Below are 21,552 nucleotides of genomic sequence, written 5' to 3' on the forward strand. Positions count from 1 at the left end.
TGCCGATGGATTCGATCACAACTTGTAATTTCCACTTCGTACCTCTTTAAGTAACTATCGATTCAACGCCAAAAACTGTTAATTGATAGTTCCAGGAGACTTGCATGAGCCTTCAACTTGCCGACGCCGAAGTGGGCGATATCAGCGACATTATTAATACCGAGTTGTACCCCATACATGATTCGGGCCATGTCCGGTTGCAGGCGCTGATCGAACACGCCCGTGCCGAACTCGCCGAGGACGGTTGCTGCCTGCTGAGGAATTTCTTGCGGCCCGAGGCGCTGGAACAGGCCCGCGCCGAAGGTCAGGCACTGTCGGGCAAGACTTTTTATTCGGTGCGCAAGGTCAACGCCTACTTCACTGAAGACGACCCCGCCCTGCCCCAGGATGACCCGCGCCGCACATTTATGGAGCGCACCAGTGGTTTCGTCACCCGGGACATGATTGCCCCGGACGCGATCATTCATCGCCTGTACGTCTCGCCGATGATGAAGCGCTTTATCGGTGCCTGCCTCAACGAGCCGGAGATTTTCGAATACGCCGACCCGTTCGCCGGCCTGGTGATCAACGTAATGCCCCAAGGCACCGAGCAGCCTTGGCACTTCGATACCAACGAATTCATCGTCAGCATGATGACCCAGAAGCCCGAGGCTGGCGGTCTGTTCGAGTACGCGCCGATGATCCGCACCCGCACTCAGGAAAACCTCGGTGCCGTCGGCAACGTGGTGCGCGGCGACGACCTCAGTCGCGTGCAGGAACTGGAACTCAACCCCGGCGACTTGCAGATTTTCAAGGGCCGCTTTTCGGTGCACCGGGTAACCCTCGTCGAGGGGGCGACCGAGCGCAACACCGCGATCTTCGCCTACTCCGAAAAGCCCGGAATCATTGGCCGTGCCCAGCGTACCAAACAGCTTTACGGACGCCTGTCCGAAGCCCACCTGCAAGCCGAACGCAACCTGGTGCGCAGCGACCAGTTGCTCGATTGATCCATCCCAAAAAAACTTAAAAAAACCAACCGTATTTGCCCTGCGAGGAACACCCATGAGTCTGTCCGGCCCTAACCGCGAACCCGCCGACTGCGAACCGACGTACGACGAGATCCAGCAGATCCAGCTCGACCGTTTGCAACGGGTGCGCAACGAACTGAAAAAACGCGACTACGCCGCGTGCGTGCTGTTCGACCCGACGCATATGCGCTACGCCACCGGTTCGCGCAATATGCAGGTGTACTCGGCGCGCAACCCGGCGCGTTACGCCTTCATCCCGGCAGAAGGTCCGGTGGTGGTCTTCGAATTCGGCGGCTGCCTGCACTTGGCGGAACAGCTCAACACCGTCGATGAAGTGCGCCCGGCCAAAGCCATCTCCTATTACTTCTGCGACAGCTTTCTCAATAACGTCACCGCCGAATGGGCTGCTGAAATCGGTGAACTGGTACGCAAGCACGGTGGCGGCAACAAACGCATCGCCATCGAAAGCGCGACCTCGGCCGCTGCGTTTGAACTGCAAAAACTCGGCTACCAGATTTTCGACGCCCAGGAACCATTGGAGCGCGCGCGCTGCATCAAGGTGCCGAACGAGCTGAAGATGATCCGTGCCAGCCTGCGTGCCACCGAGGACGGCGTGCGCTTGATGGAAAGCAAGCTGGTGCCGGGCATCAGCGAAAACGAACTGTGGTCGCACCTGCACCAGCACGTAATCGCCACCGACGGCGACTACGTCGAAACCCGCCTGCTTTCCTCCGGACCACGCACCAACCCATGGTTCCAGGAATGCAGCACCCGGCCCATAGAGGCCGGTGACCTGGTGGCGCTGGACACCGACGTGGTCGGGCGTTTCGGCTACTACGCCGACTTCTCGCGAACGTTCCTCTGTGGCGAACAAGCCGCCACCGCCAAGCAACAAGAGCTGTACAAACTGGCCTACGAGCAAGTGCAGACCAACATGGAAATGCTCAAGGCCGGCCGAAGCTTCAAAGAATACGCCGAGCTGGCCTGGCGCATCCCGGACAACTACAAGGCCAACCGCTATTTCGCCCTGGCCCATGGGGTTGGCATGACCGGTGAATACCCGTACGTGGTGCACCGCGAAGACATCGATGCGCTGGGTTACGACGGGGTGTTCGAAGCCGGCATGACCATCTGCGTGGAAAGCTACATTGGCCACGATGCGGGCGGCGAAGGGGTCAAGCTTGAAGAGCAGATTTACATCCACGAACACGGCATCGAATTGCTATCTGACTACCCATTCGACCCAAGATTGCTGCCACGCTGAGCACCACGGCCGTGGAATGATTCAATCGACGCCCGCTTATAACCCTGCTACAGCCATGCACAAGGCTGTAGCAGCCTTTACGAGCGTTAACTTCCAGGCCGCTTACCCAGGATTTCGATGGATGCAAACGCTGACTAGGTAACTGTCCGCATCAAAAAATGAGATGAACCAACGTGGCGGCAATTTTCTAACACCATGGTCTCTCACAGAAAGCTTACCCCTATCGCTTGAATAACTAGTGGCTTCATTATTCGAAAAGGCGCAATCCAAATGAAAAAAGCACTAACAGGAATATTACTTGGGCTTTGCATATGCTTTCATCCCGCATCATATGCAGCTGACTCCAAAACAATAAGTATAGGCGTTAACAGCTGGGCGGAAAATATCGCTGTGGCCAATATGTGGAAAATTCTTATGGCGGAGAAAGGGTACAACGTAAAACTTGAAAATGCCTCCAAGATCATTCTCTACAACTCTGTGGCCCTCGGGAAAATTGACGTAACTTTTGAGGTATGGCTCCCATCAGCCGACAGCGCTCCTTATCAGAGCATCAAAGACAAAGTCCAACTGATCGGCCCCTGGCTAAGTGAAGCAAATCTTGGATTGGCAGTCCCTGACTATGTTGACATCAAAAGCATCGACGAATTGAATACTCGCAAAGATGAGTTTACATGGCGCGGCAAGGCCTCTATTTTTGGCATTGATGCAGGTTCCGGGATTATGGGCCTAACAGATAAAGCCATGGATGATTACAAGTTAGAATATACCCTAATCCAATCGTCTGAAGCGGCGATGCTTCAATCATTGGATCGTGCCGTGAAGCGCAAAGAACCAATTGTGGTCACGTTATGGAAACCACACTGGGTTTGGGCGAAAAAGGATCTTCGCTATCTTGACGATCCTAAGAAAACCTATGGCACCACTGACGCTATCCATGGCATAGCCGCTTTGTCATTCAAAGATGACCATCCTGAAGCTGAGCGCTGGTTGCAGAAGTGGAAAATGGATGAGAAATCTCTCGGCGAGCTGATGGCGACAATTAATGAGAACGGCAGCAGCACACCTGAAAAAGGCGCACAGGCCTGGATTGATGCCAATAGGGCTTTAGTGAATAGCTGGATAAATTAGGATCAGCACCACCGATTAACCCGTAGTCGCGTTTGAAACTGAATGAGCACTGGATCTGAGCGACTTCGTCATTCGATAGCCGCGGAGTCTGACACCTACTATGAGGTTTTCCCCAGTGCTGTGGGTTGCTTCCTATCGGCCAAGCCTTCCACACTCTGCTACCAGCATGGGGGGCATTAGACAGCATGCCGCCCCTTAAAAATCGATGGTAGAAAGCTGCCCTCCGCCAAGGACCGCAATGGGGCGGCAGCGAACTATCGCCACCGGCAGGTTTCAAGTTTGCCCACTCATACGCTCTGCGCTGTGGTTCGAAACATTAAACGCTTGCCCAGCCACTCACTTGGTCACGCAGCCACTTGCCGGTGCATCGTTTGGTGTCCCTCCGGCCCCCCGTAGGAGATTCTATGTCTGCCTGCAAGCTTGATCTTGTATGACCGGCTAAAGCGGAGCGCCGTCCGGCCGGTCCTACGGGAAAGCGCGATCTCTGCAAGAGGCTTGCCCGCGAGACTTTTAGCCCAAACACCACTTGCATCAGCCCCTCAGACAGGAGTCAGATACGCCCTATAGAATATTTACCAAAAACAATAAACCTGCCCGCGCACCAACGCGTCGAAGGCCGGTATGGAGTTACCCTTTTCATGCGTCAACTGCCCTCGCTCACCATGCTGCGCGTCTTTGAAGAAGTCGCGCGGCATCGCAGTTTCAGCCAGGCGGCTTTGGGGTTGAACGTTACCCAAGGCGCGGTCAGCCGTCAGATCAAGCAGCTTGAAGACTATCTCGGTGTGACGCTATTCATCCGCACGCCCCAAGGCCTGTCGCTGACCGAAACCGGCCTCGCCCTCTCCCCACAACTGAGCGACGCCTTCGACCACGTTGAACGCGCCCTGCAAGCGGTGCGCGTGCCCAACCTGCGCCAACGCCTGCGCATAGTCGCTCCACCGACCTGGGCCACGCGCTGGTTGTCGGCGCACTTGCGCACATTCTGCCAACGCTACCCGGACATCAGCCTCAGCGTGACCCAACAGAACGGTAACGACAACCTCGCGGAAATAGACTGCCACATCCGCTTCGGCCTCGGAGCGGCCAACCATTGCAGCAGTCAGTTGCTGGTGATGGAACGGCATATGGCAGTGGCCAGCCCGGAGTTGTTCGTCGATGGCCAGCCGCCGGATCTGCGCCAGTTTCCACTGCTGCACATCCTGCATGACGGCAAACGCTTGAAGGTGTGGGAGAACTGGTTGGCGGCGATGGGCCGCGAAGATGTCGAAGCCGGGCACGGGCTGGAATTCAGCACACTGGACCAAGTGATTCACACTGCTCTGGCCGGTGGGGGATTAGCGGTGATTGACCGACAGATGATTGAAAAGGAACTGGCGAATGGCAGCCTGTTGCCGATCACTACGGTGGAAGTGCTCGGGCCTTATGGCTATTGGCTGGATGTGGCGAATGATAAGCAGGGATTGTCGAAGGTGCAGTTGTTTACTCAGTGGTTAGGGTTGGTCAGTAACCCTTGAAACACTGATATCCCCTATGGGAGCGGGCTTGCTCGCGAAAGCGGAGTGTCAGCCACCTATCCATTGACTGACCTGACGCCTTCGCGAGCAAACTCGCTCCCACATTGGAAATGTGCCCGTTATTCAGATCGGTGCTGCGACTTCGACGGCCACCGGCGCCCCGCTCTCCACCGGACTCTGCGCCTTGCACGCCTGGCTCAGCGTCAGGGATTTGGTCTCCGGCGCCCAAGCCCAGGAAATGATCGCCCCCAACGCCAGAATCGCCGCCAATATGCCCATGGTCGGACTCAAGCCGATACCGGCCACGCTCACCGGCAACAGGAACGTGCTGACCGCAGAGCCCAAACGACTCACAGCCGTAGCAAGGCCAATCCCACTGGCCCGCACTTCGGTCGGAAAGCTCTCGGCCGGGAACACGCCCACCAGATTGCTCACAGCCGACAACACCAGCGTGAACACGCCGAACACCAGCACCATCAGGAACGCCGCACTGCCCGGCAATGCCGCCAGTAGGAACAAGGCTACCGCGAGGATGATGAACGAATTGATCAGGAAGCCTCGGCGCGAGAACTTCACCGTGCACCAGATGCCGATCAATGCGCCGAGGATCAGCAGCATGTTGAGCATCAATTCGGTGCCAAAGCCCTCCGCCAGGCCCATCTTCTGCAGGATCGACGGCAGGAAGGTGTAGATAGCGAAGTACGGCATGACGATGCAGACGAAGAACAGGCAGTTGAAAGCAGTGCGTTTACGGTATTCACGACTGAACAGCACCGCGTAGCCGGAACGGGTTTCGGTGGAGCGGGTTTCATCGAGTTCGACGTTATCGCCCAGGTGCTTTTTGACAATCGCCCGTGCTTCGGCGATCCGCCCCTGATTGACCAACCAGCGCGGTGATTCAGGGGTGCCGATCCGCGCGATCAGGATCAACGCTGCCGGGATCGCAGACGAGGCCAGCATCCAGCGCCAGGCGTCATCCCCCAGACCGAGCATCGCCGTGCCGACGAAGGTCGCGGCGACGTAGCCGAAGGTCCAGATGACACTAAACGAACCGAGCAATACGCCGCGATGTTTTTTCGGTGAGAACTCGGCGAGCATCGCGTGGCCGACGCTGAAGTCGCCGCCCAGGCCGATGCCGATTATCACCCTACAGAGGAATAGCTGCATCGCAGTTTCGGCGTAGAACTGCATGACCGAAGCAATGGTGATCAGGACAAAACTGACCAGGAAGATTTTCTGCCGACCGACCTTGTCGGAAATCCAGCCGAAGAACAGGCTGCCAAGAAACAGGCCAATCAGTGCCGAAGCGCCGATCAGGCCTTGCCAGAAGACATCGAGGTGCATCTGCGGGCTGAGTAACGTGAAAGCAATACCGATCAGGCCGAGGATGTAGCCGTCGGTGAAGTGCGCGCCGAACGTGAGGCCTGCGATTTTTAGGTGGAAGCGCCCGATGGGCAGGTCATCGATCTTTATAGGTTGAGCGGACATGTTCGTCTCCAATTGTTGTTATTGACGGAGAAATGAAATCGACAGCGCTTGAACCTGTGGGAGTGAGTTCGCTCGCTCCCACGGGGATTACGGTTGGGGGTCAGAGGCCGCCCATCAGCAGGTATTTGATTTCCAGGTAGTCTTCCAGACCGTACCTGGAGCCTTCGCGACCCAGCCCCGATTCCTTGATGCCGCCGAACGGCGCGACTTCCGTGGAGATGATTCCTTCGTTGATTCCGACCATGCCGGCCTCCAGGCCCTCGGCCATGCGCCAGACGCGGCCAATGTCGCGGCTGTAGAAGTACGCCGACAATCCGTAGGGTGTGTCATTCGCCCGTTGCAATACTTCGGCTTCGTCCTTGAAGCGGAAGCATGCGGCTACCGGGCCGAAGGTTTCATCCTGAGCGATCAGCATGTCGCTGTTGGCGTCGCAGAGGATGGTCGGCTCGTAGAAGGTGCCGCCCAGCGCATGACGACGACCGCCGCACAACAACGTGGCACCCTTCTCCAAGGCGTCACTCACGTGCAATTCAACCTTGGCCAACGCCGCCGCGTTGATCAGTGGACCTTGCTCGGTTTCACCGTCCAGCGCACTGCCGACGCGCATCGCGGCGACCGCTTCGGCGAGTTTTCCGGTGAAAGCTTCGTAGACGCCGTCCTGGATAAAGAACCGGTTTACGCAGACGCAGGTCTGCCCGGTGTTGCGGAATTTCGAGGCCATCGCGCCTTTGACGGCGGCGTCCAGATCAGCATCGTCAAACACAATGAACGGTGCGTTGCCGCCCAGCTCCAGCGAGACTTTCTTCAGCGTATCCGCCGCTTGGCGCATCAGTAACTTGCCGGTACGGGTAGAGCCTGTGAACGAAAGTTTGCGCACGATGCCGCTAGCTTGCAGCGCCCCGCCAATCGCTACGGCGTCACCTGAGATAACGTTGAACACGCCGGCCGGAATGCCCGCCTGCTCGGCCAGCACCGCCAAGGCGAAGGCTGACAACGGCGTCTCCTCCGACGGTTTGAGAATCATTGTGCAACCAGCCGCCAGCGCCGGACCGACCTTGCGGGTGACCATCGCCAGCGGGAAGTTCCAAGGGGTAATCGCAGCAACCACGCCGATAGCTTCCTTGACCACGATGATCCGCGCATCTGCCTTATGGCTCGGGATCACGTCGCCGTATGCGCGCTTGGCCTCTTCGGCGAACCACTCCAGAAAGCTTGCGGCATAGACTACTTCGCCCATGGCTTCGGCAAGCGGTTTGCCCTGCTCGCGACTGAGCAAAGTGGCCAGATCTTTCTGGTTGCTCAGCATCAGTTCGCCCCAGCGCTTGAGGCGCTGACTGCGCTCTTTGGCAGTCAGTTTTCGCCAGGCCGGCAAGGCGCGATTGGCCGCGACGATGGCGAGATTGGTTTCTTCAGCGCCAGCTTTTTGCACGTCGGCAATCACTTCGCCATTGGCCGGGTTCAACACCGGATAGGTCGTACCACCGCTCGACCATTGGCCGTCGATGAAATTGCCGTTACGGATCAGCGTGCTCATGCCACAGCCTCGGTCAGAGTGAAGCGTTCCAGAGCCGGGCGAGCCGAGCGCAGGATGCGTTTGCCGGCGGTGTAATCGTTGATCACGTCGCACGGGGTGTAGTTGCGTTCCAGTTCCTGCAGTTCTTCGCCATCGAGCTTGGTCTCCAACGCCGCCAAGGCACTGTCGAACTGCGCAGTGGTGTCGGCGCCGACCAGCATGCAATCAACGCCCGGATGGTTCGCAACCCAAGCTTGGGCGATCTGGGCATTCGAAACGCCACGGGCCCGAGCCACGCGTTGCACCGAATGAGCGATCTCGAATGAGGCTTCATCGCTGTACATCTGCTGGGTGAAAAAGTCGGTCTGGTTGCGGGTCGATTGCACGTCGCCGGTCAGCAAGCCGCGAGCCAGCGGGCTGAACACCGAGACGCCGAGGCCTTGGTCGCGGCAGAACGGAATCATCTCGCGCTCTTCTTCGCGGTAGGCGCAGTTCAGTTGCAGCTGCATGTTGATCGGCTTGACCCAACCATTGCGCTCGCAGGCCATGAGGATCTTCGCCAGTTGCCCGGTGAGCATGGTCGACACGCCGATGTAACGGGCCTTGCCGGAACGCACGATGTCATTCATGGCGCTCATGGTTTCTTCGACCGGGGTATTCACGTCGAAGTAATGCAGCATGAACACATCGACGTAATCCATGTTTAGACGTTTCAGCGAAGCGTCGATGCTGTCCATGATGTGCTTGCGCGAATGACCGCTGGCGTTGATGCCGTTGCGGGTGCCGTAGCCGACCTTGGTGGTGATCACCAGGTCTTCGCGACGAGCCAGGCGCTTGACAATGCGCCCCACTACTTCCTCGCCGGCGCCGGCGGAATAGAAGTCCGCCAGGTCGATGAAATTCACCCCCTTATCGAGGGCGTGAGCGACGATTGGCTCGCTTTGTTTTTCATCGAAAATCCACGGTTTCCAGTCCGGGGTGCCCATGTTCATGGTGCCCAGGCACAGGCGGGAGACTTGCAGGCCGGAGTTGCCCAAACGAATGTATTGCATGGCGCGGACCTCAGGCTTTTGGCGTGTAGAAAGGGTTGCTGATGTGATTGACCACATCCGCCAGTTGCGCGGTTTCCGGCTTGCCGGTCAGGGCGGCGCGGATCGCAGTTCGGCAGGCGTTGTAGTTATTCAGGTACACCGAATCCAGGTCATCACAGGCCGGGTTGACCCAGTTGGCGGTGACGATGGCCCACTCGTCTTCTGCTTCCGGCGGCAAGGTGCCGTCCAGCAGGGCCTCCAACACAGCCTTGGCAATCCCGGCCTGGGACGCGCCCCAGGTGGCGTTGCCGTGCAGGTCGCTGCTGATCGCGGCCTTGTTGACGTAGAGCGTCATCGGCTTGACCGGAATGTTCGGTTGGGCGATCACCATAAACGGGCAATGCCCCTGGCTCGGCGACGCCAGGCTGTTGGCAAACGCCTGTCCCGCCGGACCGTTGCGCGGCCCGATCAAGATGTTGATGTGCGCGGCATTCACGCCAGGGCCTTCGAAACCTTCACCGATGTACAGGTCGAGTTCTTTCATGAGTCGTTACTCTTTTTGGATTTTTTGGGTGATCAGAAGCGCACGCGGATCGTGAAGATCGGGTGGCAAACGTCGGAGTACGAAGAGCGCAGCACTAGGCTAGCGAGGACGAGGCAGTGGGGCTTAGTCATGATTGCAAACGCTCTTTTTGTTGTTGATGAGCTGTGTTTGCGATTTTTTAACATCGGGAGCTGGAGGGGCTGTAACCATTAAAAGTCATGGGGATATGAGTTCTCCTCATACCCAATAAAATCCCGCGCGGTACTGTAAGACAAATTGTTCGCCGACCAGTCCTGCTTGGTAGAACGCGTCCCCGCCTTGGAATGGATTGTTCATGATGGCTACGACCTGCGCAGTCTGATTCCCGGCAGCTAAGCGATCCCGATGCAACCCAAGCCTGACTACTCAGGCACGCCAGAAGACTTAAGCGACCTGAGGTTAAGCTGCCAGCAGTTTTTTATACGCAAAAGATTGGTCTCAGACTCCTCAGTAGCGTCAGGAGAGGACGAAAAGGAGCGTGGGCTGCAGAAAAGGCTAAGCAGGCTAGTAAGAAATCCCGGATCACGATTTCGCATTTATCGTGTGCGCCTGGGGGCAAAATTGGGGGTACATTTCAATTCAGTCGGCCTTCAATCGCTTCGCTAGAGCCTAGTCAAAATGTTCTTTGGCGACCCTGAAAGTCTTTGAAAGGGTTGCCAACGGCCAATTTCTGAATGACCGCTGTATGTCGCTACCCTGCCCCTCGCAACACCGCAATATCTCGTTTGGGCGGTATTCCAAACAGACGACTGTATTCACGGCTGAACTGCGACGGACTTTCGTAGCCGACCCTGAAAGCCGCGCTGGATACATCCTGATGCTCGTTGAGCATTAAACGCCTCGCCTCGTTTAGCCGTAGCCATTTCTGGTACTGCAACGGGCTCATCGCGGTGAGCTGGCGGAGATGGTGGTGGAAGGTCGGCGTGCTCATCTGCACCCGGGCGGCAAGGTCGTCAACGCGAAGGGCCGAGGTGTAATTCAACTCCAGCCAATCGATGGCTTTGACCCGCGTCGGCGCACCGGCATCGCGTTTGACTCGAGCGGCTATCGAGCGACCTTCGAGTTGAGCGCCGCGTTGCTGGGAGTGGCGGCTGTTCTTGCCTTCCTGGCTGCACGCGCAATCTCGCGGGAGCCTGTTACATCGGTAGACATCGCTTGAAAAAAACCACAAGACACGCCAAGGCGTTTCTTGTGGTTCCGGTGGGGCATTCGTTCGCAGGCTGGCGACTTTGACTTCCAATTAGCATCTGCGTAGCCAGAAGAACGATCATGCCTTCTCGATTTCTTTCAGGTGCGCATAGCTATCAACAAATCGGTTAAATTTGTGTTTGCCACACGTGTACGCTTCATACTTCGCAGGCAAAGTCTCACTCACGCAGGTTGACACAGGCTCAACAACCGCATCGAAATCCAAATCAATAAAGAACGGTATGGAATAACGTTCCAGGCCGCTAGTATTTATGACGCGATGCATTGTCGATGTGTAGCGATCATTGGTTAGGGTTTGAACTAAATCACCAATATTGACGATAAACGTGCCTTCAACCGGTGGCGCAGTAACCCACTCCCCTGCACGATTCCTGACTTGCAACCCGCCAACTGCATCTTGGGACAGGACGGTCAAGAAACCGTAGTCCGTGTGAGCCCCAATACCAATCTCCTCTTGGGAAACCCTACCAATCTGGGGCGGGTAACGTAAAATTCGCTGAATAGTGATGGGCTTACGCTGAAGATTTTCAAAGTAATCTTGCGGCAAACCTAAACTCAGCGCGATCCCGCCGATGAGCGTTCTCGCGAGCGCCAATACAGCGCAATGATAAGCGTCGGCAACCGTCTCGAATTGTGGCAGTGCGGAAGGCATTTGATTAGGGCCAAAAAATGGAGAAACCTCATCGTAATGAGCTCCGTAATCAAAGCACTCTTTAAAGTCGCGGGTGTTAGCAGGGTCTACGTTTTCCGCATACATCGGTATATAGCCGCGTAGCGTCAGCCCGGAGTTTACGACATTAAGTTCGTTTTTCTCCTCATATGGAAGTTTAAAAAACTCCTTGGAAAGCGCGTACATATCATCTATCAACTGCTGCTCAACGCCATGATTTTTAATATAGAAAAAACCAACTTTTTCGCAGGCATCACCTATTTTGCTTGCCACCTGCAGTAGATTATTACCGTTGACAAGTGGCGACACATCTATGATTGGAATTTCAGTAAAAGCTGTTTGCTTGCTAGCTAAACGAATATCAGATAACGCTGTCACGTAGGCTCTCCTTTTAAAAATTACATTAAGGCAGCGGATTCAGAAAGACGGCGAAGCCCTCTTCAACCTCGCTGCGCAACACTATTCAGATTCAAAAGACAACAGGGCACGCGTTTCCCCATCCAGTTTTATACCTAGCGTTGTCACCGACATATTTCACCCATTCGATGCAACCGGCCCCCTTCACTCACCGTCAAGGACACCAAACTGCAAAATAGTTACAGGAAAGCGCAGTCGTTACTGGCCCGCCGTAGTTGCAGCGGTTGTGCCGTAAAACATGGCTGCAAAGCGGGGCTTGTTGGCTTCGTAGTATTCTGCAACTACCTGGTCTGCCGAGCTATCACGCGCAGTAGCCATCAATTTTTCAAGGTCAGCTTTAGGAATTTTGAAGTTGGCGAAGAATCGAGCAACATCGGGGTGCTCCGCGCTAAAGCCTTTGCGTGCAACCGCGTGGATTTGCTCAGCGCCACCGAAAATTTGCTTCGGATCATCCAGATAACGCAGTGACCACTTGGAGAACATCCAATGCGGACTCCATGCGTTGATCAAAGACCACTTGTCACGCTTCAGATTACGGTCCAACTCGCTCAACATTCCGGATTCTGAAGAAGCGACCATCTTATAGCCATCGAGACGATATTCTTTGATGGCCTTTTCCGTAAGTTTGTACTGACCATTACCCACTTCGGAAGTCAGGATCTTGCCGCCGAGCTTTTCCCTTACCTCTGGTTTGTTAAGGTCTTCGACACTGGCGACTTCACTGGCAGGAATGGAAGTAGGCACCGCCATGCCAATCCGACCTTCATACAGCACACCCAAGTCTTCGAGATTGTCGCGGTATTTGTCATAAAAGGACTTGTGAGTGCTCGGCAGCCAAACCATCGGAATCAGGTCGATATTACCGTTAGCCAGCGCCTGGAACTGAATACCGATATCGGCCAACACCAATTTAACCGGTTGCTTCAGATGGTCTCGCAGTGCCGTGTCTGCCAGCTTTACAGCGATTTCCGTATCCGACCAATTCACCCAGCCGATACGGATAGGCGCGGGCTCCTCGGCTTGGGCAATCAGGCTGCCGGATGCCATAACCAAGCCTGCAAGCCAGCCGATACAAGTTTTACTGGATAACGTAATCATGTGCATCTCCGCGTCCTGTATTTCTCACATCGTTATGTAATGGAATGATCAGCTCACTCTCAATGCTTTTTCGAGACCGCTACGAGCACTTTCATAGTCCCCTCGCATTCATGGATCGGTGCCTGGGATGACCGGCCCGATCACCCCTGTTTCGAATGGATGTTAATCCTGGTTTTTCCACCGCGCAAGAAAAATGTACACCTGTGTCTCAATCATTGACACACATGAACATTCGACATACCGTTATGTCAAACCAAGCCCGATGTTCTATTCCCGGAGCGCAACACCATGTCCAGCGATCCCCTGCTGCAGCCCTATAAGATCAAGCACCTGACTCTCAAAAACCGGATCATGACCACCTCCCATGAGCCCGCGTATCCTGTCGACGGCATGCCGAAGGATCTGTACCGCGCTTATCACGTTGAACGCGCGAAGGCCGGCGTGGCGCTGACCATGACCGCAGGCTCCGCCGCTGTTTCCCGCGACAGCCCGCCGGTGTTCAACAACGTGCTGGCGTATAAGGATGAGGTGGTCAAATGGATGAAGGATCTGACCGACGAATGCCACGAACACGGCGCGGCGGTGATGATTCAGTTGACCCACCTGGGAAGGCGCACGCGCTGGGACAAGGCTGACTGGCTGCCGGTCGTATCGCCTTCTCATCGCCGTGAAGCGTCCCACCGGGCCTTTCCGAAAAAGATGGAAGACTGGGACATCGATCGAATCATCAAGGACTACGTGGATGCCGCCGAACGCATGAAGGCAGCGGGCCTCGATGGTCTGGAGTTGCAGGCTTACGGTCACCTCATGGATCAGTTCTGGTCGCCATTGACCAACGACCTCGACGGCCCGTACGGCGGCTCGCTGGAAAACCGGCTGCGCTTCACCTTTGACGTCCTGCGCGGTATCCGCCAACGCTGCGGCGAAGACTTCCTGCTCGGGGTCCGCTACACCGGCGATGAAGACCTGCCCGGTGGCTTCGGTGCGAAGGACGGCATGCAGATTTCTCACATGCTCAAGGACAGCGGCCTGGTCGACTTCCTCAACGTCGTTCGCGGGCACATTGATACCGATGCCGGCCTGACCGATGTGATTCCGATCCAGGGCATGCGCAACTCTCCGCACCTGGATTTCGCCGGCGAGATCCGTGCGGCGACGGGTTTCCCGACGTTCCACGCAGCCAAGATTCCCGACGTCGCAACCGCCCGACACGCCATTGCCTCCGGCAAGGTAGACATGATCGGCATGACCCGCGCGCACATGACCGATCCGCACATCGTGCGCAAGATCATCGAAAAGCGCGAAGAAGAAATTCGCCCCTGCGTAGGGGCCAACTATTGCCTGGACCGTATTTATCAGGGCGGTGCCGCGTATTGCATCCACAACGCCGCCACCGGGCGTGAAACCACCATGCCCCACGAAATTCCCAAGGCGCCGACCAAGCGCAACGTGGTGGTGATCGGGACCGGCCCCGCGGGTCTGGAGGCAGCGCGGGTCGCCGGTGAACGTGGCCACGACGTCACGGTGTTCGAAGTCGCCGACCAGCCCGGCGGGCAGATTCGATTGACTGCTCTGAGCGAGCGTCGCCGCGAGATGATCGGCATCATCGACTGGCGCATGGTGCAATGCGAACGCCTCGGTGTGAAGTTCCACTTCAACACCTGGGCCGAGGCCGAGACGGTGCTGGCTGAAGAGCCGGATGTGGTGATCGTTGCCACGGGTGGCTTGCCCCATACCGAGGTGCTCAAACAGGGCAACGATTTGGTGGTGTCGACCTGGGACATCATTTCCGGCGACGTCAAGCCCGGCCAGAACGTGCTGATCTTTGACGACGCGGGCGACCATGCGGCGCTACAAGCAGCGGAGGTCATCGCCAACAGCGGTGCAAAACTGGAGATCGTCACGCCTGACCGGTCGTTTTCGCCGGAGGTGATGGCGATGAACCTGGTGCCTTACATGCGCAGCCTGCAGGACCTGAACGTCACCTTTACCGTCACGTATCGGGTCGATTCCGTAGAGAAGCGCGACGGCCAACTGGTTGCCCATTTCGGCAGCGATTACGGTCAGGTGCACAAACAGCGCGTAGTCGATCAGGTGGTGATCAACCACGGCACCCTGCCCCTGGACGATCTGTACTTCGAGCTGCGCCCGCATTCGAGCAACAACGGCGCGGTCGAACAGCACAACCTGATCGCCGGGAAAACCCAGAACATCGTGACCAACCCTGACGGCCGTTTCCAGCTATTCCGGATCGGCGACGCGGTGTCGGCGCGCAATACCCACGCGGCCATCTACGATGCGCTGCGGCTGGTCAAGGACATCTGAAGTCATGCCCCTGATCCTGGATCAGGGGCAATTTTTCATATTCGACACGAGGCTCTTCCATGTCAGCACAGACCTTGAAATCAAGGGCTGCGGTCGCATTCGCGCCCAATGAACCGTTGCGGTTGGTCACCATCGATGTTGCGCCACCCAAGGCCGGTGAAGTCCGGGTTCGCATCATTGCGACCGGCGTTTGTCACACCGACGCCTTCACCCTTTCGGGCAGCGATCCCGAAGGTATTTTCCCCACGGTGCTGGGGCATGAAGGCGGAGGTGTGGTCGAGTCCATCGGCAAAGGCGTGACCTCGCTGCAAGTCGGCGACCACGTGATTCCGCTCTATACCGCGGAATGCCGGCAATGCAAATTCTGCCTCTCTGGGAAGACCAACCTCTGCCAGGCCGTCAGGGCGACCCAGGGCAAAGGCCTGATGCCCGACGGCACTTCTCGTTTTTCCTATGAAGGCAAGCCACTGTTCCACTACATGGGTTGCTCGACTTTTTCCGAATACACCGTGCTGCCTGAAATTTCCCTGGCGAAGATTCCAAAGGAGGCTCCGCTGGATCAGGTTTGCCTGCTCGGCTGCGGGGTGACTACAGGCATTGGCGCCGTACTCAACACCGCCAAGGTGGAGGCTGGCGCTAGCGTCGCGATTTTTGGGCTGGGCGGTATCGGTCTCGCCGCGATCATCGGCGCAAAAATGGCCAACGCCGGTCGCATCATCGCCATCGATATCAATCCAGCCAAGCGCGATGTTGCCTTGTCATTGGGCGCGACGGACTTCATCAATCCCAAGGACTATGGCAAGCCTATCCAGGACGTCATCGTCGAACTCACTGACGGCGGCGTCGATTACTCGTTCGAGTGCGTCGGCAATGTGCAGTTGATGCGAGCGGCACTGGAGTGCTGTCACAAGGGTTGGGGCGAGTCGATCATCATCGGTGTTGCCGGCGCAGGCCAGGAAATCAGCACGCGCCCCTTCCAGCTCGTCACTGGTCGCGTATGGCGTGGCAGCGCTTTCGGCGGCGTAAAAGGCCGCACGGAGCTTCCCAGTTATGTGGAGAAGGCCGGCCGCGGGGAAATCCCACTGGAAACCTTCATCACCCACAACATGCCCCTGGATGAGATCAACGAGGCATTTGAGTTGATGCACACCGGGCAAAGCGTTCGCACCGTCATTCATTTCTGATATCCGACGGGCCTCCGATTCGTCGACAGTCCAATCACCACCAACAGAAAGGAAACAAAGATGTCTGTTTTTACTCATGTAACCGTCGGCACCAAAGATCTGCAAAAAGCACGCGCATTCTATGATGTAGTTTTGAAGGAGATTGGCCTGAACCGCGTTGCCGATCTCGACGAGGCCGGATCTATCTGGGGCATCGATAAGCCTTCGTTCTTCGTACTCAAACCGGCTAACGGAAATCCGGCCACCGTCGGCAACGGTGTCACCGTCAGTTTCGAAGCACCGAACCGCGCTGCAATCCATGCCTTCCATACAGCTGCATTGGCAAACGGTGGCGTTTGCGAAGGCCTGCCAGGCTCACGTGGCTGGGCTGAAAATGCTTATGCTGCCTACGCTCGGGATCTGGACGGTAACAAGCTGGCCGTTTACTGCTTCAAGGCAGAGTAAACGACACTTACCGGAGCCTCTGTGAAGGGGCTTCGGTTTATCAGGCTTCAAGCCCTCTGCGGGCAACGGCAGCACCGGCTTGCAACGCCCTGCCAATTTGCTCTTCGAAATGACCCAGCGTCATCGTTTGCAAAGCCGCAGCCGTCACTCCGCGGTAGGCAACCAAGGCATCGATCATCTGTTGAGCATCGTGGCTGGCCAACAGCTGGCTGCTGTTTACAACGACATTTTTAGCGGCGAGCTGCGCAATATCAGTGGGTATGCCGGCAACCATCGCCTGATTGGCCAGCGCCGTCATCAATAACGCAGGAAAGGCCGGGCCGGTACCCGAGAGTGCCGAGAGGTAATCGATGAAATCCTCTTGCTGAACCTCAGCAGCGGTGCCCACACATTCGAAAAGATGCTGCACGAGATCCTTCGTCGCGGCCTCTACCTCTGCGAAGCAATACCAAGGTGTAAAAGACTGCCCGATCTCTACCGCCGCATTGGGCATCGCCCGCACGACCGCCGAAGCCGAGGTCTGCGCAGCAATCGCCTGCGCTGTAATCCCGGCCATCAGAGAAATGACTGTTTTGCCCGTCGCGTTGATGTTCAGGCTGGCGAAATGCTCGGGGCGAACCGCGATGATGACTACGTCGCAGCGATCCACCAGGTCCTGGTTATCAGTGACCAGACAAGCGCCTTGTTGCGCCAACGGATGGCTACCCGAACGGTTCGAGATGACCAGATTGCCCGTCGGCACCAATGCCTTTGCCAGCACTGCCTTGGCGATCGCTGCGCCCAACCACCCCGTTCCTCCAATAATGCCCAGCGTCTCATTGAGCATCTGCAGACGTCTCCTCGAAGGTATCGGTCAAGGGCACGAAAACCCCGGGCTCTTTTTCGGCGTAGCCGAATTTCCCGTAAAAACGATCCAGCTCGCGCTGTTTGGGTACTTTCCCGGTGAAGATGCTCACGTAATGAGGAATGCGTTGGAAACGCACAGTGATCAACTCAGTCGTGTTCATGGTGATGTAGCCGATCTGGGTCAAATAAATCGTTCTGGCTCGCGCATCAGCGCCCTGGCTGTCATAGCCGAAGCGCTTGAACATGCTCGCCAGGGCATTCATGCGCTGCTCGTCTACGGTAGCGACCTCTTGAGCAACTTCAGCTGACTGAAGCGCCCAGCTGCGCACTGCGAACTCGAATTGCGAGTCGAACAGTTGCGGGTTGAGCCAGCACTCGAACACATTCAGGATCGCCTCGGAGATACTTTCCGCATAGCTTTCACTTTGGCGGATCAAGCCCCCCGTATTGGTCTCCCGCCAGCGTGAAAGCAAGGCGGCGAGCAACTGTTCACGATCCTCAAAAAACCAGTAGAAGCTGGTTCGCGACAAGCCCAGGCGCTTGGCCAGCGGCATGACCCGAACGGCATCGATGCCCGACTCCTTCAGGGCTTCGTAGGCAGCTTCAAGCCAACCCTCCGGGGAGCCGCGCCAACCTGCATCCTGGGCCTTACCACGTGCCTTCCCTAACTGGGACATCGCGCTTACCTTCTTCAAAAAATGCGTAACGCGAATGTACCCCGATGCCTCCCTGAATGTACACCTGAGTACATTTTATTGACTTCGCAGTCTGAGGCATGCCTGCTTTTCCACACGTTTCACAGGAATGCGCGCTAGCCACATTGGGATCATTGGAGATTCCCATCCAGAGACATGAAGCACGGTGCACAAAGAAAACAAACTTCTGTTGGGCTGTCTTGGGCGCGATTCTATTCTCGAGTCGGTAATTTCTGATAACGCCTGGTTATCTTTGGCCCAGTAAAAAAGTTGCTGGACGCTGCGATCCATTGAAATTAAATAATGGCTGCGCCAAAAACTTACCAGGTAGGTTGCCCGATGAAATTCAATAATAAAGTGGTGGTCATTACCGGCGCTGCCGGCGGTGTCGGACAGGCGTTAGCGTTATTGTTCGCCCGAGAAGGTGCAAAGCTTGTTTTGTCTGATCTTGACGAAACCGGTTGCAAATCAATTTCCGCCAAAGTCCGTGACTTAGGCGCCGAAGTGCACTACGTGGCTGGCGACCTGCGCCGAAAAGAATATTGCGAAGCGATTGTCCAATCTGCCATCGACACTTTTTCGGGGATCGATATCGTACTGAACAATGCGGGCATCATTCCCCGCGGCACGATTGAGGAAACCACTGACGACATGTGGTTCGACGCCATGGGCGTAAACCTGAATGCGGTGTTCTTCATCTGCCGTGCCGCGATACCGCACATGAAAAATCGCCCCGGCGCCGCGATCGTCAATACATCATCTGTCTGGGGCATTTATCCCGGCCCCGCCCACGTGGCGTATTGCACAAGCAAAGGGGCCGTCGCGGCTTTAACCAAGAATCTGGGCCGCGATTGCGCCCCTTTGGGCATTCGTGTCAACGCCGTGTGCCCGCACGAAATCAATACCCCGATGATACGCAGCGGCTTTGAGCGTCGCGGCCTGGATCCGGACAAGGCCGTGCAAGAGTTGAACAAGAGCGTGCCATTAGGCCGTATCGCCGAGCCTGAAGACATTGCGGATGTCATCGCATTTCTGGCGTCCGACGAGGCCAGGTACATCGCCGGTGAAACGGTCGAAGTCACAGGCGCCAAGCCGGTATCCGGCTAAGGAGAGGTAGCGATGCTCAAAGGTAAAAATGTAGTGGTGACCGGGGGCGGCAGAGGGATTGGCCGAGGCATCACCGAACAATTGCTTGAGGCGGGAGCTTCTGTGTTGATCGCTCAGCGCCAGGCACTGGATGCCGACTTGCAAAATCACCCTCAAGTCTATTTCGTCGAGGCTGATCTCGCTTCGATGGAGTCCCCCGGTTTGATCGCGCAAATAGCCCGGGAGCAGCTCGGCGGAGTCGATGTCCTGGTGAATAATGCAGGGTTCATGTTCGAGAAATCCATTGATGATATGACCGAACAGGACTGGGATCGCATGATGGCTGTCAATCTGCGGGCGCCAGCGTTCTTGTGCAAGGCGTTGGTGCCCCAGATGCGTCAGCGAGGCGGTGGCAGCATCATCAACATCGGGTCGATCGAAGGGATAGGCGCCAACCCTGAACATGCCGCGTACTGTGCCTCCAAGGCCGGTATCCATGGGCTGACCCGAGCCTTGGCAGTCGATCTCGGCCGGGACGGCATCCGCTGCAATGCCATTGCGCCAGGGTGGATCAATTCCGAGTTGAGTGATGCGTACCTCGCCGCTCAAGCTGATCCGCGTGCGGCGGGCCAGGCACTCCTGCGCCTTCACCCGGTCGGACGTACCGGGTTGCCGGCGGATGTCGGCGGGACGGTCGTTTTCCTCGCCTCGGAGTCATCGGCCTTCATTACCGGGCAGGTGCTGGTGGTAGATGGGGGGCGCACAGCGAAACTGCCACTGCCGTTTTGATTGAATCAGCCTGACTTGCGACGGAGGGAGTCACTTACTCTCCTCCGCTGCAAAATTTCGCGGCGGGCACACATTGATTACTTGGGCGCTTTGTTCTCTATCAAGCAGTTGCCACCGTCGATCACCAGCAACTCGCCGGTTATGTAACTGGACTCAGGTGAGGCCAGGAACGTAACGGCAGCAGCCACTTCTTCCGGGCGACCAGCCCTGCCAACCGGAACATACTTCGCTGCATTCTCTTCCTCTGGAGTGCTTGACCCTGTGGCGATCCAACCCGGCGCGACCGAGTTCACCGTGATTCCATAGCGCGCGACCTCAAGGGCCAGGCTCATGTTCATACCTACCATCCCAGCTTTGGCCGCAGCATAAGCCGCCTCTCCTGGATGACCTGCCCGAGTGCCAGTCGTGGAGCTGACATTGACGATTCGGCCGTAGTGTCTGTTGCGCATCCCCGGCAAAATTCCACGGGTCAACAGAAAGGCGGTTGTCAGATTCCGAGCAATTGAAAAATTCCAGCTATCGACACTCATGTCCGCCAGATCGGCAAAAGGCTCCGGATGACCCTGGGCGGCCATACCGGCATTGTTCACAAGAATATCGATTCGTCCCCATACCGATTCTGCCCAAGTGGCAAGTTCAAGGACTTGATTCTCTTCACTCAAGTCCGCCGCACGCCCTTGCGCTTCAAATCCTGCGGCACGTAACTCCTCAACCCGATCATGAATGCGAGCGCTGCTGCCTGTGATTATCAACTTAACGCCCAGGCTGCCCAGTCGCTTCGCAATCGCAATGCCAATTCCTCGCTCACTACCGGCTCCGCTGACAAGCGCTACCTGACCAGTCCAGTCCGCAATCATCGCGCTTGCTCCTATCGTCCGGGGTTAGCCCCTGAATCCATGGAAACTGAGGGGAAAGAGATACTCAACATACAACTCACACCTGGCGCTGCAGGTGGATATCCGGGGATACAGGCGCTGATCCTGTTGGTAAGTACTGCATCCTCATAGAAGATCCAGGCTGAATCATAGACGCATTAGGCACGGAGGGATGCATACCTCCAGCAAGCATCGGAACCGACGATAGGCGATTGTTCGGAGCATGGCTGGAAACAGGCGGTGATTGGGTGCTGAATGCCCTCGCAGAGTGCTGATACCAGGCGTAGGATCGATACGATGACTGCTAATCACGCGTGGTTGGAAGGTAACTTCCAACCGATCTGCATTCACGCGCAAACGCAAGACATTTACCGCCGCACTGTAAG

The 21,552-nt window shown here is 56.7% G+C and carries 18 protein-coding genes and 2 pseudogenes; 10 read left to right on the forward strand and 10 right to left on the reverse strand.

The annotated features are described in order from the left end of the window. Nucleotides 1-104: 104 nt before the first annotated feature. The 4 genes from AC1DWG_RS19900 (at nt 105) to AC1DWG_RS19915 (ending at nt 4,913) form a co-directional block, all read left to right on the forward strand. Nucleotides 105-986 (forward strand): HalD/BesD family halogenase, encoded by an 882-nt coding sequence (locus AC1DWG_RS19900; protein ID WP_477788242.1) that lies wholly within the window; start codon nt 105-107, stop codon nt 984-986. Between the two features lie 55 nt (nt 987-1,041). After that, nucleotides 1,042-2,271: a M24 family metallopeptidase gene (locus tag AC1DWG_RS19905; RefSeq protein WP_477761916.1), complete on the forward strand. Its 1,230-nt coding sequence runs from the start codon at nt 1,042-1,044 to the stop codon at nt 2,269-2,271. Between the two features lie 270 nt (nt 2,272-2,541). Then, nucleotides 2,542-3,399: a glycine betaine ABC transporter substrate-binding protein gene (locus AC1DWG_RS19910; RefSeq protein WP_477761917.1), complete on the forward strand. Its 858-nt coding sequence runs from the start codon at nt 2,542-2,544 to the stop codon at nt 3,397-3,399. A 638-nt stretch (nt 3,400-4,037) separates the two neighbouring features. Then, nucleotides 4,038-4,913, forward strand: a complete 876-nt coding sequence (locus AC1DWG_RS19915; protein ID WP_477761918.1) for a LysR substrate-binding domain-containing protein — start codon at nt 4,038-4,040, stop codon at nt 4,911-4,913. A 123-nt stretch (nt 4,914-5,036) separates the two neighbouring features. Here the strand turns inward: AC1DWG_RS19915 and AC1DWG_RS19920 are convergent, their stop codons facing one another. The 5 genes and pseudogenes from AC1DWG_RS19920 to AC1DWG_RS19940 form a co-directional block, all read right to left on the reverse strand. After that, complete coding sequence (locus tag AC1DWG_RS19920; protein WP_477761919.1) at nt 5,037-6,401, reverse strand: MFS transporter; 1,365 nt, start codon at nt 6,399-6,401, stop codon at nt 5,037-5,039. A 100-nt stretch (nt 6,402-6,501) separates the two neighbouring features. Then, entirely contained in the window at nt 6,502-7,935 is a 1,434-nt protein-coding gene (locus AC1DWG_RS19925) for an NAD-dependent succinate-semialdehyde dehydrogenase (protein WP_477788243.1), read from the reverse strand. Continuing rightward, a complete protein-coding gene (locus AC1DWG_RS19930) occupies nt 7,932-8,966 on the reverse strand; it encodes an aldo/keto reductase (RefSeq protein ID WP_477788244.1) in 1,035 nt (344 codons plus the stop codon). Before AC1DWG_RS19930 ends, AC1DWG_RS19925 begins: the two co-directional genes overlap by 4 nt. A 10-nt stretch (nt 8,967-8,976) precedes the next feature. Next, nucleotides 8,977-9,489 carry a formaldehyde-activating enzyme gene (gene fae / locus AC1DWG_RS19935; protein WP_477788245.1) on the reverse strand — a complete coding sequence of 171 codons (513 nt, stop codon included), beginning with the start codon at nt 9,487-9,489 and terminating at the stop codon, nt 8,977-8,979. A 730-nt stretch (nt 9,490-10,219) separates the two neighbouring features. After that, nucleotides 10,220-10,531, reverse strand: a pseudogene (locus tag AC1DWG_RS19940) (helix-turn-helix domain-containing protein); the annotation flags it as partial. A gap of 18 nt (nt 10,532-10,549) precedes the next feature. Between AC1DWG_RS19940 and AC1DWG_RS19945 the strand changes: the two are divergent. Beyond that, nucleotides 10,550-10,687, forward strand: a pseudogene (locus AC1DWG_RS19945) (MFS transporter); the annotation flags it as partial. Nucleotides 10,688-10,795: 108 nt separating this feature from the next. Here the strand turns inward: AC1DWG_RS19945 and AC1DWG_RS19950 are convergent. After that, nucleotides 10,796-11,785 (reverse strand): isopenicillin N synthase family dioxygenase, encoded by a 990-nt coding sequence (locus AC1DWG_RS19950; RefSeq protein WP_477788246.1) that lies wholly within the window; start codon nt 11,783-11,785, stop codon nt 10,796-10,798. Between the two features lie 237 nt (nt 11,786-12,022). Beyond that, a complete protein-coding gene (locus tag AC1DWG_RS19955) occupies nt 12,023-12,922 on the reverse strand; it encodes a glycine betaine ABC transporter substrate-binding protein (protein ID WP_477761924.1) in 900 nt (299 codons plus the stop codon). A 288-nt stretch (nt 12,923-13,210) separates the two neighbouring features. Between AC1DWG_RS19955 and AC1DWG_RS19960 the strand changes: the two genes are divergently transcribed. From AC1DWG_RS19960 to AC1DWG_RS19970, 3 genes are read left to right on the forward strand one after another with little or no spacing between them, the layout of a single operon-like run. Continuing rightward, the gene (locus AC1DWG_RS19960) at nt 13,211-15,247 is read left to right on the forward strand and encodes an oxidoreductase (protein WP_477761925.1); all 2,037 of its coding nucleotides are present in this window, start codon (nt 13,211-13,213) and stop codon (nt 15,245-15,247) included. A gap of 59 nt (nt 15,248-15,306) precedes the next feature. After that, a complete protein-coding gene (locus tag AC1DWG_RS19965) occupies nt 15,307-16,431 on the forward strand; it encodes an S-(hydroxymethyl)glutathione dehydrogenase/class III alcohol dehydrogenase (RefSeq protein WP_477788247.1) in 1,125 nt (374 codons plus the stop codon). A 60-nt stretch (nt 16,432-16,491) separates the two neighbouring features. Next, entirely contained in the window at nt 16,492-16,875 is a 384-nt protein-coding gene (locus AC1DWG_RS19970) for a VOC family protein (protein ID WP_477788248.1), read from the forward strand. Nucleotides 16,876-16,915: 40 nt separating this feature from the next. Here AC1DWG_RS19970 and AC1DWG_RS19975 read toward each other — a convergent pair whose 3' ends face one another. Both AC1DWG_RS19975 and AC1DWG_RS19980 read right to left on the reverse strand, forming a co-directional pair. Then, nucleotides 16,916-17,701 (reverse strand): pyrroline-5-carboxylate reductase family protein, encoded by a 786-nt coding sequence (locus AC1DWG_RS19975; protein ID WP_477761927.1) that lies wholly within the window; start codon nt 17,699-17,701, stop codon nt 16,916-16,918. After that, on the reverse strand, nt 17,691-18,398 hold the full coding sequence (locus tag AC1DWG_RS19980; RefSeq protein ID WP_108217575.1) for a TetR/AcrR family transcriptional regulator: 708 nt from the start codon (nt 18,396-18,398) through the stop codon (nt 17,691-17,693). The genes AC1DWG_RS19975 and AC1DWG_RS19980 overlap by 11 nt, the downstream gene beginning before the upstream one ends. 357 nt (nt 18,399-18,755) lie before the next feature. Here AC1DWG_RS19980 and AC1DWG_RS19985 point away from each other — a divergent pair, with 357 nt between their 5' ends. Next, the gene (locus tag AC1DWG_RS19985; RefSeq protein ID WP_477788249.1) at nt 18,756-19,523 is read left to right on the forward strand and encodes an SDR family NAD(P)-dependent oxidoreductase; all 768 of its coding nucleotides are present in this window, start codon (nt 18,756-18,758) and stop codon (nt 19,521-19,523) included. 12 nt (nt 19,524-19,535) lie between these two features. Beyond that, nucleotides 19,536-20,291, forward strand: coding sequence for an SDR family NAD(P)-dependent oxidoreductase (locus AC1DWG_RS19990; protein WP_477760202.1), 756 nt, complete (start codon nt 19,536-19,538; stop codon nt 20,289-20,291). Nucleotides 20,292-20,368: 77 nt separating this feature from the next. Here AC1DWG_RS19990 and AC1DWG_RS19995 read toward each other — a convergent pair whose 3' ends face one another. Then, on the reverse strand, nt 20,369-21,148 hold the full coding sequence (locus AC1DWG_RS19995) for an SDR family NAD(P)-dependent oxidoreductase (protein WP_477788250.1): 780 nt from the start codon (nt 21,146-21,148) through the stop codon (nt 20,369-20,371). Nucleotides 21,149-21,552 lie beyond the last annotated feature (404 nt).

It is taken from the genome of Pseudomonas sp. P4_B3, from assembly GCF_056402295.1.